Raw genomic sequence first — 13,297 nt, 5'->3', positions numbered from 1 at the left:
GGCCGGCCCGGGCGCATGGCGCGCGGCCGGCCGTCACGCCGGCAGGGGTTCACGCCACGCGCGCCCGGCACGACAATGCCGCGTCCTGGTGGCGCAGCCTGCGCCCGGCGTTGGAGCAAGGCAATGACAAGCATCGATGGCACCCAGCGCTACCTGGGTCTGGTCGCCGCAACCGTGTTCGTGCTGGCGGTGGCCGGTTTCGGCGTGGCACTGCCCGGCTACCTGCAGGCCAGCCATCCGGTGGCATTGCTCGGTGCCGACGGGGTGCCGCATGCGCTGGGCTTCAACCTGCTGGCGTTCGTACTGGTCGGTGCGCTCGGCATGGCCACCGGGGTCAGCCTGCTGGCACGCATGCCGGCCAGGTCCAGCTGGAGCCTGCGCGTGGGCGGGCAGCTGGTCGTGCTGGCGGGGTTGGCCTTTCTCGGCATGGGCGCCTTGCCCCTGGATCCCACCGATCTGGACGGGCGCGCCAGCCAGGCCCATGCCACCGCCTGGCTGTTGTGGGCGGTGGCCTTCGTGCCGGGCATGGTGTTGCTGGCCGCCGCGCTGATCAACCGGCCCGGCACCCGCGCACTGGCGTGGCTGAGCCTGGCAGCGGGGCTGCTGGTGGCGGTGTTGGCGTTCGGCCCGCCGGGCCTGCTGCGGCAGGCGATCGCCCAGCGCCTGGCGTTCTTGGCCTGGGTCGGCTGGCTCGCCGTGGCGGCCTGGCGCTGGCCGGCCAGACCCGCCACCTGAGGCGAGCGTTTGGAGCACCTGCTGCACTGCGGTACCCTGTGCCGCTTTGCACCGCCCGAGCATCCGCTCCCAATGTCCACCGTCGAACCGAACGCCTACGACCCGCAGCAGGTCGAAACCTCCGCCCAGCAGTTCTGGGATGCCACCCGCGCCTTCCAGGTCGACGAAACTTCGGACAAGCCGAAGTTCTATTGCCTGTCGATGCTGCCGTACCCGTCCGGTGCGCTGCACATGGGCCATGTGCGCAACTACACCATCTCCGATGTGGTCAGCCGCTACAAGCGCATGACCGGCCACAACGTGATGCAGCCGATGGGCTGGGACGCGTTCGGATTGCCGGCGGAAAACGCGGCGATCAAGAACAAGACCGCGCCGGCCAAGTGGACCTACGCCAACATCGAGCACATGCGCGGCCAGCTCAAATCGCTGGGCTATGCGATCGACTGGTCGCGCGAGTTCGCCACCTGCACGCCCGAGTACTACGTGCACGAGCAGCGCATGTTCACCCGGCTGATGCGCAAGGGCCTGGCCTATCGCCGCAACGCAGTGGTGAACTGGGACCCGATCGATCAGACCGTGCTGGCCAACGAGCAGGTCATCGACGGCCGTGGCTGGCGCTCCGGCGCGCTGGTGGAAAAACGCGAGATCCCGCAGTGGTTCCTGCGCATCACCGACTACGCGCAGGAACTGCTCGACGGCCTGGACCAGCTGGACGGCTGGCCGGACTCGGTCAAGACCATGCAGCGCAACTGGATCGGCCGCTCGGAAGGGCTGGAGATCCAGTTCGACGTGCGCGACACCGACGGCGCTGCACTGGACCCGCTGCGGGTGTTCACCACCCGCCCGGATACGCTGATGGGCGTGACCTTCGTGTCGATCGCCGCCGAGCATCCGCTGGCGTTGCATGCGGCCAGATCCAACCCGGAGCTGGCCGCGCTGCTGGAAACGCTCAAGCACGGCGGCGTCTCCGAAGCCGAGCTGGAAACCCAGGAAAAACGCGGCATGGCCACCGGCCTGACCGCGGTGCATCCGATCAGCGGCGAGCAGGTGCCGGTGTGGGTGGCCAACTTCGTGCTGATGGGCTACGGCACCGGCGCGGTGATGGCGGTGCCCGGCCACGACCAGCGCGATTTCGAGTTCGCCAACAAGTACGAGCTGCCGATCGTGCAGGTGGTCAAGCTGCGCGAGCCGCGCAACGACGAGGAGCAAAGCTGGGACGCCACCCAGTGGCGCGACTGGTACACCGACAAGAGCCGCCCGCTGGAGTTGATCAATTCGGCCGAGTTCGATGGCCTGGATTTCGGCGGCGCCTTCGAGGCGTTGGCCGAGCGCTTCGAGCGCAAGGGCCAGGGCCAGCGCCGGGTCAATTACCGCCTGCGCGACTGGGGCGTGAGCCGCCAGCGCTATTGGGGCTGCCCGATCCCGGTGATTTATTGCGCCAAGTGCGGCGCGGTGCCGGTGCCGGAAGACCAGTTGCCGGTGGTGCTGCCCGAGAACGTGGAATTTGCCGGTACCGGTTCGCCGATCAAGACCGACCCGACCTGGCGGCAGACCACCTGCCCGGACTGCGGCGGCCCGGCCGAGCGCGAGACCGACACCTTCGATACCTTCATGGAGTCGAGCTGGTACGTGGCGCGCTACACCAGCCCCAACGCGCGCGACATGGTCGACCGCCGCGCCAACTACTGGATGCCGGCCGACCTGTACGTGGGCGGCATCGAGCACGCGATCCTGCACCTGATGTACTTCCGCTTCTACCACAAGCTCATGCGCGACGCGCGGCTGGTGGACAGCGACGAGCCGGTGACCAACCTGCTCACCCAGGGCATGGTCATCGCCGACACCTTCTATCGCGATGCCGACAACGGCGGCAAGGACTGGATCAATCCGGCCGACGTGGAGATCCAGCGCGACGAGCGCGGCCGCGTCACCGGCGCGGTGCTGATCGCCGACGGCCAGCCGGTGCACATCGGCGGCACCGAGAAGATGTCCAAGTCCAAGAACAACGGCGTGGACCCGCAGTCGATGGTGGCCAAGTACGGCGCCGACACGGTGCGGCTGTTCTCGATGTTCGCCGCCCCGCCGGAGCAGTCGCTGGAGTGGAACGAGGCCGGTGTCGATGGCATGGCGCGCTTCATGCGCCGGTTGTGGGTGCAGGTGCACAAGCACGTGGGCGAGGGCGCTGCCGCCGCACTGGATGCCGCCGCGCTGAGCGCCGAGCACAAGGCGATCCGCCGCAAGACCCACGAGACCATCGGCAAGGTCAGCGACGACTACGGCCGCCGCCACAGCTTCAATACCGCGATCGCCGCAGTGATGGAGCTGTCCAACGCGCTGGCCAAGTTCGACGATGCCGGCGCGCAGGGCCGTGCGGTGCGCCAGGAAGCCCTGGAAGCGATGGTGCTGCTGCTCAACCCGATCACCCCGCACGCCAGCCACGCCCTGTGGCAGGTGCTGGGCCGCGGCGAGACGCTGCTGGAAGATGTCGCGTTTCCGCAGGTCGATGCCGCCGCGCTGGTGCGCGACGCGCTGACCCTGGCAGTCCAGATCAACGGCAAGTTGCGTGGCACCATCGAGGTCGCTGCCGATGTCGGGCGCGAGCAGATCGAAGCGCTGGCCCAGGCCGAGCCGAACGCGGCCAAGTTCCTGGACGGGCTGAGCGTGCGCAAGATCATCATCGTGCCCGGCAAGATCGTGAATATCGTGGCGGGCTGATCGTTGCCGAGTGGTCGGGTTGCCATTGCCGAACCGGGTCGTTCGCCGGGTCGTCTTGGCGACGCGGTTGCAAGGCTGCTGCGGCGATTTTGGCAATGTGTTGCATTGGCGCGTGGCGCTGCGGGTAGGGTTGCCGCAGTGGTGTTTGGCAAATCACCACATCGGCGCAGCGCGACGCGCGGGTGAGGTTTCCGCGATGGTTCCTGGCAGTTCATTGCAATGGCGCATGGCGATGCGCAGGTGAGATTGCCGGGGTGGCTTTTGGTCATTCACTTCACTGGCGCGTGGCGACGCGTTTGTCATCACCTGGGCGCCGCTTTTTTCGCGGCGCCCTCTCAAGCCCCGTTCACGCAGCGTCGGGCAGGCTAGCCGCCTGTTGCCGCCGCCGGGGCGCTCATCCAGACTGTGCCCATGATTCGATTTCCTACTGCCTTCGCTGCGTCCCTCGTGCTTGTCTCGAGCCTCACCGCCTGCGGCTTCCATCTGCGCAACTCGCTGGCGCTGCCGCCGGATACGCCTGCGGTGAAGGTGCAGTCCGCGGTGCAGTACAGCGAATTGGCCAAGTTGCTGCGGCGTGGCCTCAAGGCCGCCGGCGCCACGCTGGCCGACGAAGATGCCAAGACCGGCTTTGCTCAGGTGCAGGTGTTGTCCGAACGTTGGGGCGATCTGCCGATCGCCATCGACAGCCAGGGCCGCGCGCAGGAGTACAGCCTGCGCTATGCGGCCATCTTCACCGTCACCACTGCCAGCGGTTCGGTGCTGGTGCCGCAGCAGGTGATCGAGCTGTCGCGCGACTACGTGTCGCCACCGGTGGACGCCACCGGTACCGCCACCGAGCGCGAGATCCTGGCCAACGAATTGCGCAAGGACATGTCGGCCTCGATCCTGCGGCGCATCGACAGCGTTGTGCGCGCGCGCGTGGAGCGGGGCGAGACGCTGGAAAGCACGCCCAGCGCACCGCTGCAGCCGGCCACCACACCGCCGGTGCAACAGCCATCGACAACGCCCTCATCGACGACACCTGGTTCGACGCAACCGTCGACGACGCCACAACCGTCATCGAACAACCGCTGAGCCAGCGCGCGCTTCTCGCCCCATGGAACTTCGTCCCGAGCAGCTCGCCGGTCAGTCCAATCAGCCGCTGCAGCCGGTCTACCTGATCGCCGGTCCGGAGACCTTGCGCGTGCTGGAGGCGGCCGATGCGGTACGCGCACGCGCGCGCGCCGAAGGCATCAGCGAGCGCGAGGTCTTTGACGCCGATGGCCGGGAGTTCGACTGGAACCAGCTGGATGCGACCTTCAACGCGCCCAGCCTGTTCAGTCCGCGCCGGCTGGTGGAAGTGCGCCTGCCCAGCGGCAAGCCGGGCAAGGACGGCGCCGAGGTCATCACCCGCTTTTGCGCCAACCCGCCGCCGGACGTGGTGCTGTTGATCACCGCCAACGACTGGAGCAAGGCGCACCAGGGCAAATGGGCCGATGCGGTCGGCCGCATCGGCACCATTTCGGTGGCCTGGGCGATCAAGCCGCACGAGCTGTCGGACTGGATCGAGCGCCGCCTGCGCAGCCACGGCCTGCGTGCCGACGCCGCGGCGGTGCAGCGCCTGAGCGAGCGGGTGGAAGGCAACCTGCTGGCCGCCGCGCAGGAAATCGACAAGCTGGTGCTGCTGGCCGATGGCAAGGTGCTGGACCTGGAGGCGATGGAGTCGCTGGTCGCCGATGCTGCGCGCTACGACGTGTTCCGCCTGGCCGAAACCACGTTCTCCGGGCAGCCGGCCGCAGCGATTCGCATGCTTGCCGGCTTGCGCGCCGAAGGCGAAGCGGTGGCCGCGCTGATGCCGATCCTGATCAAGGAACTGCTGCGCACCGCGTCCTTGGCCAAGGTGCAGGCCAATGGCGGCAACCTCGCTGCCGAAATGAAGGCGCAGGGCCTGTGGGAATCACGCCAGGCGCCGTTCAAGCGCGCGCTGCAACGGCACCCCGAACCACGCCGCTGGGAGCGCTTCGTCGCCGAAGCCTCGCGGGTTGATCGCATGGCCAAGGGCCGCGCCGATGGCGACCCCTGGGTCGGCCTGGAACGCCTGCTGGTGGCCATGGCCGAATCCCGCGCGGTGAGATTGCTGGCGTGAAAGCCGGCGATGCCGCCAACGGCGACGCGCGACCCGCCTCCCCAAGCAGCGCAACCCCCGACCAGGCCGCAGCTGCGGCCCCCACCTCTCTGCCCACCGACTCCCGCCCGGCAGCACCGGCTCCGCGCTCTTCCGATTCCCCAATCCCGATTCCCGAATCCCCGCTCCACCTGTACTACGGCGGCACCTTCGATCCGGTCCACCTGGGCCACCTCGCCATCGCCTGCGCCGCGCGCGACGAACTGGGCGCGCTGGTGCACCTGGTACCGGCCGCCGATCCGCCGCACCGTCCCGCACCCGGCGCCACCGCAGCGCAGCGCGCCCGCATGCTGGAGCTGGCGCTGGCCGACACCGCCGGGCTGGCGCTGGACACCCGCGAGCTGCAGCGCGCCAGCCGCGACCGTGCGCCGTCCTACACCGTCGACACCTTGCGCGCGCTGCGCGCCGAACTCGGCCCCACGACACCGATCGCCTGGCTGCTCGGTGCCGATGCCTTCATGGGGCTGAGCAGCTGGCATCAGTGGGAAGACTTGTTCGAACTGGCGCATTTCGTCATTGCCGCGCGTCCGGGCACGCCGCTGGACCTTGCCGATGCGCCGCAGCTCGCCGCGGCAGTGCAGGGCCGCTGGGCGGCCAGGGCGGGCGAGCTGGGCATCTCGCCGGCCGGCCGCCTGTGGTCGCTGCAGCAGCCGTTGCGCGGCGAATCGGCCAGCGCGGTGCGCTCGGGCATCGCCGGCGGCGGTGACTGGCAGGCGCTGGTGCCGGCGTCGGTGGCGGCATTTATCGCGCACGAAGGCCTCTATGGCTGCGCCCCGCCGACTAGCTGAACACGCAGCCGGCCGGACCGGCCTATAATTCACGCCAATTCCATCGAGTTGCCCGCTTTGACCACCCAAGCCCAAGTCATCAAGACCTCCATCCCGAATCCGCCGCCGTCCGTGCCGGCCCTGCTGGCCACCGTGCGCGAGGCCGTGGAGGAGCTGAAAGCCAAGGACGTGGTCGAGATCGATGTGCGCGGCAAGTCCAGCGTCTGCGATTACATGGTGGTCGCTTCGGGTACCTCGACCCGCCATGTGAAGTCGATCGCCGAAGAAGTGGTCAAGTTCGCCAAGCGGCTGGACGTGATGCCGCTGGGCGTGGAAGGCGAGCGCGAGGCCGAGTGGGTGCTGGTGGACCTGGGCGACGTGGTGGTGCATGTGATGCTGCCGCGCGTGCGCGAGTTCTACGCTCTGGAGCGTCTGTGGACGGTGGGCGACCAGCGTCCGGACGACGCGGAAGCCGATCCCGAAGAGTGAGTGAGCCGGGCATGCCACGCAATGCCCGACCCCCGACCGACGCGCCTGCCTCGCAGGCGCTGCAACAGCTGCGCAGCCAGGGCGCGCACGCCTCCGGCGCGCCGCTGTCGCCGGCACGCAAGCGCTTCGACCGATTGCTGCGCGACCTGGAACGGCATCGTGCCGACCTGCAGGCCTGGCAGCTTGCACTGTCGCAGTGGCGCGAGCGTTACCACGCCGAATTGCAGCCCTTGCTCGACCACCGCCGCGCGGCCGACATCGCCCTGGTCGAAGAGCTCGACCATGCGTATGCCACGGTCAAGCTGGGTAAGGCCGACCGCGCCTTCCTGTCCGAATTGCTGTGCGATATCGCCGCCCCGCTGATCGAGGCCGGCCATGAGTCACTGCGCCCAATCTACGACCGCCACAGCGCAGCCGGTTACGATCAGGAAGTCGCCGAATCCGATGCGCTGATGAAGCAGATCCTCGGCCAGGCCTACGGGCTGGATGCCGACGAGCTTGATGGCATCGATTCGCCCGAGCAGCTCTACGAGCGCGTCAGCGAGCGCCTGCAGCAGGAGCGTGCGCAGCAACAGCAACGCCACACACAACGGCGCAAGCGTGCCGAGCACAAGGCAGTGGTGGAGAATGCCGAGCCGCCTCCGTTGCGCGAGCTCTATCGCAAGCTGGCCGGCAATCTGCATCCGGACCGCGCCAAGGGCGCCGACGACCACGCCGCGCGCACCATCCTGATGCAGCGGCTCAACGCGGCCTACAAGGCCGGTGATCTGCTGGGTCTGCTCGAACTACAGGCCGAGATCGGGCTGATGGACGCGCAAGGCGTGGATGCGATGAGCGCCGCGCGCTTGCAGGACTACAACCGCGAGCTGGATCGGCAGTGCAGGCAGCTGCAGCAGCAGGTGCAGCAGCAGTCGGACGACTTTTGCGCCGAATACGGGCTGGAGCTGCCGTCGCGCCCCAAGCCGGAGCGACTGGGCCGTTTGATGGCCCAACTCAAGCGCGAAGTCGAAGACGACCTGCTGGACGCGCGCCGTGGCCTGCGCGAGCTGGAAGACCCGCAATCGTTCAAGCGCTGGTTGAAGCGGCAGCGCGCCATGGCGGGCGCGCCCGACGCGCCCTGGTTCTGATCCCGGTCTTTATGGTGGTTGTCGGCTTGCACACCCGCCATCGCGCGCGCGCGGCGCGCAGCCTTGGCTGGACACACTGCCAGCCCTGCAATCGGGGCGCGTGCATGCGTGGCGTTGTGCCGGCGGCCGGAGCGACGCTGCCGAACGGAGGCCGGTCCGTTCGGCAGCGCTGGCCGTTGCCCTATGCCTAAGACAGCCAGCTCAGGGCCACAGGTTCACAACGGCCCGCGCTCCCACGGCCCGGTGATCGCCAGAGTGATGCCCGGGGTCTGGATGTTGACGAACAGGGTGCGCGCCAGCGGATCCCAGCAGGCGCCGCAGAACTCGGTATCGCGGTAGTCGCCCTCGGCAATGGTCTTGCCGGCATCGGCGATCTGCTGCGAGGTGAGCTGCACATTGTTCTTGGCCAGATAGAACGATTCGCCGCCGCGGGTCAGCCCGAGCAGCCGCGCGCCGGGGCCGTATTCGTCCGGGCTTTCGCCGCCGTCTTCGCACAGCACCACGCCGCCGCGCGCGCTGACGGTGACGTTGTCCGGGTTGTGCGCGGCCAGCTGATTGCCGCTGACGAACAGAGCGCTCAGGCGCTGGGTGAACAGGTCCAGCACCCATACCGCGCCGTTGCCGTAACCGCGCCGGCCCTGCGCATCCACGCCGGTGCTGGTGTCGACGATGAAGAGCTTGCCGTAGCTGTACCAGATGCCTTCGCCACGGCTCATGCGCAGCGCGCCGTTTGCCCAGGCCTGCGCGAACGGCCCGCTCAGGGTGTCGTTGGCGCCGATGTCGGCAAAGCCGGTCGGCGCGGCGATGCTGTCCAGATCCGGCTCTTCGATGTCCACCCATTCCAGCTGGAACTGCTGGCCGATGCTGGCGACGGTGAGATCGGCATTGCGCCGCCCGCGCACGCGGGCGGCCTGCAGCCGGCCGCCGTTTTCCAGCGAGCCATTGCGCCCACGGCGGTCGTTGGGAATGAAGCGGTACAGACCGGCCTTGTTGCGATCGTCCTCGGTGAGATAGACGATGCCGGTACGCGGATCGATCGCCACTGCCTCGTGGCTGAAGCGGCCCAGCCCGACCAGCGGCCGGCCGGTGGTGCGCTTGCTGTCCGGGTCCACTTCGAACACGTAGCCATGCTTGCGGCCGGTGCTGGATACCGCATTGGTCTTGATCTCCTCGCAGCTCAGCCAGGTGCCCCACGGGGTCGGGCCGCCGGCGCAGTTGACCAGGGTGCCGCCCAGGCTGGGCTCCAGACTGCCCCAGCCGCGGCGGCCGTAACTCAGCGTGGTGGTGCCGCCGCCGGCCAGTTGGGTGCCGCTGACGATGCCGGTGTCGTACATCGCCGGTGCGCGGAACGGGGTGGTCGCACCGCGTTCGTGGTTGCGGATCAGCACATATTCCAGGCCGCGCAACGGGTCGCTGCCCGGACGCCAGTCGGGCCGACGCAGGCCGACCACGGCCATGCCGTCATGGCGGTCGGGGCAGGGCTGGCCATCGTCCATGCGGTCGCCGCTCCAGCCGAACGAGCGGTAGCTGAAACCGCGCGGCAACTGTAGCAACGGCAGCCCGGTGCTCTGGTCGGCGACCGGCGCGAGCGGACCATACCGGCTGGGCACCGGGGCAAGCTGCAGCGGCGGCGAGGCGCTGTTGGCGGCCCGGGCCTGGCGCGCTTGCAGCGCGCTCAAACTGCCAAGCGCACCGGCGGCCATCACGGCGGCGCTGCCCTTGAGCACCTGGCGGCGGGCGGGATCGAAAATCGGCATCGAACGACTCCTGCGGGCTGGGTAGTGCGCCGACCCTAGAAGCCCGCTGTAACCGCACCATGACACCGGCGCGATCGACCCGGTTCCGATGCCCAAGCTGTGACGCGGATATCATGTGGTCATGAAATGCCGACTTATCGCTACCGGCGAGCGCGCACCGGCCTGGGTGGCGCAGGGCTTTGCCGAATATCAGAAACGTCTCTCCCACTGGATGCCGCTGGAGCTGGTCGAGATCGAGCCCGGCCTGCGCGGCAAAGGGCGCGACGCGCAACGTGCGATCGACGACGAAGGCCGCCGCGTGCTTACCGCGTTGCCCAAGAACGCCTACGTGGTTGCGCTGGATATCCCGGGCCGCCCGCTCAGTTCGGAACAGCTGGCCCAGCGCATGGAGCACTGGCGCGGGCAGGGCCGCGATCTGGCGTTCCTGATCGGCGGCCCCGAAGGTCACGCCGCCGAGGTGCTGAAAACCGCCAGCGAAAGCTGGTCGATCGGCCCGCTGACCCTGCCGCACATGCTGGTGCGCCTGATCGTCGCCGAGCAGCTGTACCGCGCTGCAGCGATGCTGGCCAACCATCCGTATCACCGCGCCTAAGCGGCATGCGCGAGGGCAGTATGCCGCGTCTCGCCGCTGCGCTTTCCAGATGGGTGTGCGGGCGAGTAGCAGCGCGCACCCTTAATCCGATCCGCGAGACCGCACGTCGTCGCGTGCACGCAAGGCGCGATGCAATGCTGCGCATGCAACAGCTGAAACCGTGGCCTCGCAGTGGCCGGCTGCGCAACGCCAGACCATGCGGCGACCGGGCATCCGGGTCGCCGCAGGTGATGACGCATCAGTTCAACGAAAAACTCACCGGCACCAGGCCGTAGGCCTGCACGGCCTGGCCGTTCTGCATCGCCGGCTGGAAGCGCCAGTTGCGCAGCACCTGGCTACGTGCGGCCAGATCGAGCGCGCGATGACCGCTGCTGGTCTGCACGCTCACCTCGGCCGGGCGCCCATCGGTGCCGACCAACACGCGCAGCAGCACCGTGCCTTGCTGCCCGGCACGCAGCGCTGCCGCCGGGTAACTCGGCGCCGGTGAGCTCAGATACTGCAGCTGGCCTGCCTCGATCGGACCGCTGGGCGCGGCAATCGCCGGCGCGCTGTCAGACGCCGCCTCCGAGACCGCAGGTAAGGCGAACGTTGCGTTGTCGACCACCGCGGGCTCACTGATCACCTGGGTCTGCACCTGCACCGGCACCGTGGTCGGCGATGTATGCGTTGCCTTCGGCTTGAACTTCACCTCGATCGGAAACACCGGTGGCGGCGGCGTCTCGATGGTGATGGGCATGACCCAGCGTTCTTTCGGTGCGGGCTGCTGCGGAATTGCCCGGTACGAGAGCGGTATCAACAACAGCCCGCCGGCCAGCAAGTGCAAGGCCACCGCCGTGCTCATCGCCAGGACGCGCGACGTGTCGATGCCAGTGGATCGGGAAGAAACCTGCGATTGCGTGCGAACCATCATCCACCTCCTCAACGGAACTGCGGAAAGGACCAGCGCGAGCCGGACGCACTACACCATCCGGTAGCGTAGGTTTACCGCGAGCCTTGCGCGGGCACAAGCGATTTCGACGCGCCGGAGGTCGGCTGGTCGATTCGCCCCGGTCGCATCGATCCGCACACATTTGGCACATCTGACTCGTGCCGGAAGCGGGGCAGGTGTCATCGCAAGGCGAGGCGGCAGAACTTTTGGCTTGCCCAATAAAAAATGTCCGCTGTCAAGTCATTAGTGCAGACACGCAACGGTACGAAATGTCTTGTGGGGTAATAGGTTAGGCCAAATTTCGGCCTCGGTGTGCTCTCGCCGCGTTTTGAGCTAGGTGTCGCATAGGCGTTTCGCGGTAGCAAGCCCAGGAGCGGAGGAGCGGGCAAGGTCACACCATCATCATAGTCCGGCCTGTCGCAAGCTACCGCTCAAAGCGAAAGCGCAGCCCTTGGGCTGCGCTTTCATTGTGGGCGGATGGTAGAGGCGTCCGCATCGTCAACTAGGTTTCGGCGGGGCGGCCTTGCCCGTCCCTCCTTTTCTGAATCCCCGATCCCCCGCCATGAACGCTTCCAGCATGTGCGGGATCAGCGTCACCGCATCCACCGCCTCGCCATACGCCTGCGCGTGCAGCGCGGCGTAGCGGTCGAGGTCGGCTTTGAGGCTGGCCGGGCAGGCAAAGGTCAGTTTGACGCTTTCGGTCTTGGGCAGCGGCCCGAGCCGCAGCTTCTTGGTCGTGCTCATCGTGAAGTCCCTCGATTGAAGAACAGCGGCTGGTACGGGCGCAACACCAAGTCGCGGTTGACGATGATCCGTACCGGCAGGCCCGGCCGTTCGGTCAAGGTGGGCTGGATGTTGAGGTTGCGACGGGTCACTTCCTGGCCGACCTGATTCACCGTGTCCTGCAAGCTGTCGCGCCCGGCGATGATGACGCGATCGCCGTCCTGGCGGTTCTCCGGCGCGGCCAGCTCGGCGCCGATGCCCAGCAGCGTGGTCAGCGCCGCACCGGCAAAGATGCGATCCCAATGCCAGTCCACATCGTCTTCCAGCCCGGCATACCCGGCCGGATCGGTGCCGACGAGGTTGTCGAGCGTGAGCGATGACGTGTCGGGCAGGATGATCCGGTTCCACACCACCTGCACGCGGCTCTGCCCATAGCTGACCGAGCTGTTGTAGCGCCCCAGGATGCGCGAACCCTGCGGGATCAGCAGGAAACGCCCGGTGGCCGTGTCATAGACCGGCTCTGTCACCGTGGCGATCACGTCGCCCGGCAAGTCCGACTTGATGCCCGTCACCAAGGCACCGGCCACCACCGTTCCGGCCATGACCTGGTACGGCGAAGCCGGCAGGGTCAGGTTGCCGGAATTACGGGTTTCCGTGGAACCGCCTTTCAGGAAAGCCTCTTTCTGGTCTTGCCGGTTCTGCACGGCGGTCGGATCGGCAGGCTGGGCCGCCGTCGAGGCCGGGCCAGCCGCCATCGGATCGAACGCCGCGTTGGCAGCGAAGCCCGGCGCAGCAGCCACCTGTGTCTGCGCTACCGGCGCCGCATTCTGCCCACCCGAGCGGAAGAACACCGACGAGGCCGCGGCCGCTTCGGCTTCCTTGCGCAGCGCGTCGTTCGGATCGTGGCCTGGGGCCGCATAGGCGGCAGTCACCGGTTGCTGCGACTTCACGATGGCCGGGCCAAGATCGCCCGGCAGTGGCGGCCCCAGTTCTGGCACGGCAGGCGACAAGGCCGGCGGCAGCTTGGAGTAGTCCGCTGGCAACCCGTCCAGTCCTTCCGACTTCGACACGCGATCGACGTTGTAAAGCTCGGTCTGTTCGCCCGCGCCGCGCCGCTGCGGTTGCAGTGACCACATCAGCGCGCCGAACACGGCGACCGACAGGACGCCGGCGAGGATGGCCAGCGTGCGCCGGTTCAGGCGCGTGACCGGGCGCGGCTGGGCGCGCAGCGCCACCGCCTCGGGCGCCACCTTGGCCACCTGCGGGGCTGCAAGGTCAGGGGTATCGTCCTGGCTCATGG

Annotated in this window: 13 protein-coding genes; 9 read left to right on the top strand and 4 right to left on the bottom strand. The window is 68.1% G+C overall.

What is annotated here, in order from left to right; all coding sequences use genetic code 11:
- Window positions 1-123: 123 nt before the first annotated feature.
- The 7 genes from XarjCFBP7645_RS00500 (at window position 124) to XarjCFBP7645_RS00465 (ending at window position 7,997) form a co-directional block, all read left to right on the top strand.
- Window positions 124-735, top strand: coding sequence for a DUF998 domain-containing protein (locus tag XarjCFBP7645_RS00500; protein WP_104535834.1), 612 nt, complete (start codon window positions 124-126; stop codon window positions 733-735).
- Window positions 736-807: 72 nt separating this feature from the next.
- On the top strand, window positions 808-3,450 hold the full coding sequence (gene leuS, locus XarjCFBP7645_RS00495) for a leucine--tRNA ligase (protein ID WP_104535833.1): 2,643 nt from the start codon (window positions 808-810) through the stop codon (window positions 3,448-3,450).
- A gap of 411 nt (window positions 3,451-3,861) precedes the next feature.
- Window positions 3,862-4,524, top strand: coding sequence for an LPS assembly lipoprotein LptE (gene lptE / locus XarjCFBP7645_RS00485; protein WP_104535832.1), 663 nt, complete (start codon window positions 3,862-3,864; stop codon window positions 4,522-4,524).
- A 22-nt stretch (window positions 4,525-4,546) separates the two neighbouring features.
- Window positions 4,547-5,575: a DNA polymerase III subunit delta gene (holA, locus tag XarjCFBP7645_RS00480; protein WP_016903761.1), complete on the top strand. Its 1,029-nt coding sequence runs from the start codon at window positions 4,547-4,549 to the stop codon at window positions 5,573-5,575.
- A complete protein-coding gene (gene nadD / locus XarjCFBP7645_RS00475) occupies window positions 5,572-6,402 on the top strand; it encodes a nicotinate-nucleotide adenylyltransferase (protein WP_016903760.1) in 831 nt (276 codons plus the stop codon). The genes holA and nadD overlap by 4 nt, the downstream gene beginning before the upstream one ends.
- Window positions 6,403-6,459: 57 nt before the next feature.
- Entirely contained in the window at window positions 6,460-6,870 is a 411-nt protein-coding gene (gene rsfS / locus XarjCFBP7645_RS00470; protein ID WP_016903759.1) for a ribosome silencing factor, read from the top strand.
- 11 nt (window positions 6,871-6,881) lie between these two features.
- Window positions 6,882-7,997, top strand: coding sequence for a J domain-containing protein (locus XarjCFBP7645_RS00465; protein ID WP_016903758.1), 1,116 nt, complete (start codon window positions 6,882-6,884; stop codon window positions 7,995-7,997).
- A 215-nt stretch (window positions 7,998-8,212) separates the two neighbouring features.
- On the opposite strand, the gene XarjCFBP7645_RS00460 is transcribed toward XarjCFBP7645_RS00465, so the two are convergent.
- Window positions 8,213-9,754, bottom strand: coding sequence for an alkaline phosphatase PhoX (locus XarjCFBP7645_RS00460; protein ID WP_104535831.1), 1,542 nt, complete (start codon window positions 9,752-9,754; stop codon window positions 8,213-8,215).
- Window positions 9,755-9,875: 121 nt separating this feature from the next.
- On the opposite strand from XarjCFBP7645_RS00460, the gene rlmH reads away from it, so the two are divergent.
- Window positions 9,876-10,346 (top strand): 23S rRNA (pseudouridine(1915)-N(3))-methyltransferase RlmH, encoded by a 471-nt coding sequence (gene rlmH, locus XarjCFBP7645_RS00455; RefSeq protein ID WP_104535830.1) that lies wholly within the window; start codon window positions 9,876-9,878, stop codon window positions 10,344-10,346.
- 238 nt (window positions 10,347-10,584) lie between these two features.
- Here the strand turns inward: rlmH and XarjCFBP7645_RS00450 are convergent, their stop codons facing one another.
- Entirely contained in the window at window positions 10,585-11,193 is a 609-nt protein-coding gene (locus tag XarjCFBP7645_RS00450; RefSeq protein WP_411758010.1) for an energy transducer TonB, read from the bottom strand.
- On the opposite strand from XarjCFBP7645_RS00450, the gene XarjCFBP7645_RS21820 reads away from it, so the two are divergent.
- Window positions 11,081-11,320: a hypothetical protein gene (locus tag XarjCFBP7645_RS21820; protein ID WP_258079519.1), complete on the top strand. Its 240-nt coding sequence runs from the start codon at window positions 11,081-11,083 to the stop codon at window positions 11,318-11,320. The two genes, XarjCFBP7645_RS00450 and XarjCFBP7645_RS21820, sit on opposite strands and share 113 nt — an antisense overlap.
- Before the next feature lie 452 nt (window positions 11,321-11,772).
- On the opposite strand, the gene XarjCFBP7645_RS00445 is transcribed toward XarjCFBP7645_RS21820, so the two are convergent.
- Together XarjCFBP7645_RS00445 and XarjCFBP7645_RS00440 are read right to left on the bottom strand one after the other, a co-directional pair.
- Window positions 11,773-12,018: a DUF2274 domain-containing protein gene (locus XarjCFBP7645_RS00445; RefSeq protein WP_047127347.1), complete on the bottom strand. Its 246-nt coding sequence runs from the start codon at window positions 12,016-12,018 to the stop codon at window positions 11,773-11,775.
- Window positions 12,015-13,295, bottom strand: a complete 1,281-nt coding sequence (locus XarjCFBP7645_RS00440; protein ID WP_047127346.1) for a TrbI/VirB10 family protein — start codon at window positions 13,293-13,295, stop codon at window positions 12,015-12,017. The genes XarjCFBP7645_RS00445 and XarjCFBP7645_RS00440 overlap by 4 nt, the downstream gene beginning before the upstream one ends.
- Window positions 13,296-13,297: the final 2 nt, after the last annotated feature.

Origin of the sequence: Xanthomonas arboricola, from assembly GCF_002940665.1 — a bacterium.
Taxonomy (GTDB): domain Bacteria; phylum Pseudomonadota; class Gammaproteobacteria; order Xanthomonadales; family Xanthomonadaceae; genus Xanthomonas; species Xanthomonas arboricola_B.
The sequence above is the reverse complement of the archived record's forward strand: the minus strand, read 5'-3'. Positions and strand labels throughout refer to the sequence as shown.

Coding starts and splice junctions, on each gene's coding strand:
- XarjCFBP7645_RS00500 (WP_104535834.1), top strand. CDS start 124: ATGACAAGCATCGATGGCACCCAGCGCTACCTGGGTCTGGTCGCCGCA.
- leuS (WP_104535833.1), top strand. CDS start 808: ATGTCCACCGTCGAACCGAACGCCTACGACCCGCAGCAGGTCGAAACC.
- lptE (WP_104535832.1), top strand. CDS start 3,862: ATGATTCGATTTCCTACTGCCTTCGCTGCGTCCCTCGTGCTTGTCTCG.
- holA (WP_016903761.1), top strand. CDS start 4,547: ATGGAACTTCGTCCCGAGCAGCTCGCCGGTCAGTCCAATCAGCCGCTG.
- XarjCFBP7645_RS00465 (WP_016903758.1), top strand. CDS start 6,882: ATGCCACGCAATGCCCGACCCCCGACCGACGCGCCTGCCTCGCAGGCG.
- XarjCFBP7645_RS00460 (WP_104535831.1), bottom strand. CDS start 9,754: ATGCCGATTTTCGATCCCGCCCGCCGCCAGGTGCTCAAGGGCAGCGCC.
- rlmH (WP_104535830.1), top strand. CDS start 9,876: ATGAAATGCCGACTTATCGCTACCGGCGAGCGCGCACCGGCCTGGGTG.
- XarjCFBP7645_RS21820 (WP_258079519.1), top strand. CDS start 11,081: ATGACCCAGCGTTCTTTCGGTGCGGGCTGCTGCGGAATTGCCCGGTAC.
- XarjCFBP7645_RS00445 (WP_047127347.1), bottom strand. CDS start 12,018: ATGAGCACGACCAAGAAGCTGCGGCTCGGGCCGCTGCCCAAGACCGAA.
- XarjCFBP7645_RS00440 (WP_047127346.1), bottom strand. CDS start 13,295: ATGAGCCAGGACGATACCCCTGACCTTGCAGCCCCGCAGGTGGCCAAG.